At 59.1% G+C, this 2,990-nt stretch carries 1 protein-coding gene; it reads left to right on the top strand.

Annotated features, from left to right (window positions below; all coding sequences use genetic code 11):
* Positions 1-12: 12 nt before the first annotated feature.
* Positions 13-2,322, top strand: coding sequence for a xanthine dehydrogenase family protein molybdopterin-binding subunit (locus AC1D1P_RS19355; protein ID WP_477674096.1), 2,310 nt, complete (start codon positions 13-15; stop codon positions 2,320-2,322).
* Positions 2,323-2,990 lie beyond the last annotated feature (668 nt).

The following is a 2,990-nucleotide window of genomic DNA, read 5'->3' as shown; positions in this document are numbered from 1 at the left end:
GGCCACGTCCTCATGAAGAGAAGGGCCTGGCTGCTCAGTGCAACCGGTGCGGCAGGCGCATTGCTGGTGGGCTGGAGCCTGTTGCCGGCGCGCTCCCGGCTGGGCAGCCCGGCCAAGCCCTGGCCTGCGAGCATTCCCGAGCTTGATGGCGCGGTGTTCAATGGCTGGATCAAGATCCGGGCGGACGGCGGTGTGGTGCTGGCCATGCCGCGCAGCGAAATGGGTCAGGGCGTGCACACGGCGCTGGCCATGCTGGTGGCCGAAGAGCTTGACGTGCCGCTGCAGCGGGTGACCGTGGCGCAGGCGGGTTCTGATGCCATTTACGGTAATGTCGCGATGCTGGTGGGCAGCCTGCCCTTTCATCCACTGGACGTCGATGACTTTGCCAAAGAAGGCGCCCCCAGGGTTCGCCCCACCCCGGTCAGGATCGGCGAGTGGATGATGGGCAAGGTTGCCCGTGAGCTCGGCATCAACGCGACAGGGGGTTCCTCAAGCCTGGCGGATGCCTGGGACGTGGTGCGCCTGGCCGCTGCCACGGCCCGGGCATCCCTGCTGGGGGCCGCCTCGCTGGACTGGAAATTGCCGGTGGATGAGCTCACAGTCAAAAACGGCGTGATTTCGCACCCCTCAGGCCCCTCATCCCACTACGGTGAACTGGCGAAATTTGCCGCAGCGACTCCGCCGGGGGACGTGACTCTCAAAAGCCGCGGGGACTGGAAGMTGATAGGGCGGGGTGCCCAGCGCCTGGATTTACCTGCCAAGGTTAATGGCACGGCCGTTTTTGGCCTCGATGTCCGGTTGCCGGGCATGGTGTATGCGGCGATCCGGCTTTGTCCCATGTTGGGCGGTTCAGCGGGTGCGATTCAGGTGAATACGGCGCTGGCCTTACCTGGCGTGGAGCGCCTGGTGCGGCTGCCGGCCTATGCGGGCTCTACTGCCGGCTTTGCCGTGGTGGGTAAAACCTGGTGGCAGGCCCAGCAGGCGGCCTTGATGGTGCCGGTCGAATGGCAGCAGCGACCCGCTGGCGCGCTGGACACCCGCGCGATTGAACAATCGCTGGAAACCGCTCTGGCACGTGAAGAAGGCCATGTCTTTTATGAAAAAGGCGATGCCGGCAAGGCCGAGGCATCCGCTGTGCGGAAAATCGAGGCACTTTATCGTGCACCCTACCTGGCCCACGCCACGCTTGAGCCCATGAACTGCACCGCGCAAGTCATGGGCGGCAAGGTATGGCTCTGGGCGCCCACCCAGGTGCCGCAGATGGCTGTGGCCGTTGCCGCACGGGTGGCCGGGGTGGCTCAGGAAGATGTCCATGTCACTGTCACCTTGCTGGGGGGCGGCTTTGGCCGCCGGCTGGAGGTCGACTGTGTGGCGCAGGCAGTGCGCATTGCCGTGGAGTGTGGTGGCCGGCCTGTGCAATTGATCTGGTCGCGCGAAGAAGACACCACGCACGACTTTTACCGGCCCATGCAGGTAGCCAGGCTGAGGGCCTCCATGGACGAAACGGGCGACGTCACCTGCCTGTCCATCAAGTCTGCCGGCGACGCCATTACGCCTAGATGGCTCGAACGCAACCTGCCGGCCCTGTCCGGGCCCTTTGATACCCCCGATAAAAGTGCTGCGGAAGGTTTGTTCGACCTGCCTTATGGCTTTGCCAGCCAGTCCATGTCGCATGTGGCCACGCGCTCGGGCGTGCCTGTCGGCTATTGGCGCTCGGTGGGGCATTCGCATAACGCGTTCTTTTCTGAAAGCTTCGTGGACGAGCTGGCCTGGGCGGCTGGACAGGATCCTCTCGCTTTCCGGCGTTCCCTGCTGGGCGAAGCACCGCGGCATCTGGCCGTGCTGGATCTGGCTGCACTCAAGGCTGGCTGGGGCAGCGCTCTTCCCGAGGGGCGGGCCCGCGGCATCGCCTTGCATGAATCGTTTGGGTCCATCGTGGCGCAGGTCGCGGAGGTGTCATTGCTCAATGGCATGCTGCGCGTTCACCGCGTGGTGTGTGCTGTGGATTGCGGTACGGCTGTGAACCCGGGCATCGTGGCACAGCAAATGGAGGGGAGCGTTATCTTTGCGCTGACCGCGGCGCTGCATGGCCGCATAGATATAGAGGACGGTGTTGTGCGCCAGAAGAATTTCCCCCAGTACGCCATGGTGGGAMTGGCGCAGGCGCCCGTTGTGCAGACTCATATTGTCCCCAGCGAGAGAACACCTGGCGGCGCAGGCGAACCAGGTGTGCCGCCATTGGCGCCTGCATTGGGAAATGCCCTGTACGCACTGACAGGGAAGCGCTTGCGCTCACTGCCTCTTATGGTGAACAACGCGTAAGTTGAGAAAGTTTTTTAAGCGGTGCTTGAAAAGCGCAAAACAACCGTGCTATAGTCGATGGCTCTGCTGAACACAGCGAACAAATTCTTCGGGATTTGCAGCTACCGCGAAACCGAAAAGTTCAGTAGAAAAAAGATCTTGAAAAGTTGACCGGGACTCAAAAACCGGTATAGAATTCAAGGCTCTGCWGAAAACGAAAGTTCTGACCGCCAAGCGGTCAGACAGCAGAAAAAAGAGTCAAAAAAGTTTGACTGGTGATCAAAAACCGGTATATAATTTGAGGCTCTGCTGATTACAGCGAGGCAAGCGAAATTCTCTGAATTGAGTTTGTCAAGCGAGAAAGGCAAATAACCCTCGGGTTGACTGGGAATTAAAATCCAGTATATAATTCGAGGCTCAGCTGATTACAGCGAGACGACAAAAGCAAGGTGCTAAATGCGCTAAGCAAGTAGTCAGGATCATTAAAAATTTACAGCCGATAAGTATGGGCGTTTGAAGGCGATTGCCAGGTTACTTGTAACCAGGTCTTCTGACCTTAAACGCTCATAGAGATAGAAAATGTGAAATCGTCAAGATTTCTCATCAATTCCGTTTTTATGAGTTTCTTCTTGCAGTCAAATGCAAGGAGTTGAAAATTATTGCAGTGATTAAACTATAGAGTTTGATCC

The sequence above is a fragment of the Polaromonas sp. P1_E1_2 genome (assembly GCF_056406035.1).
Note: the sequence above shows the minus strand (reverse complement) of the source record. Positions and strands in the feature narration are given on the sequence as shown.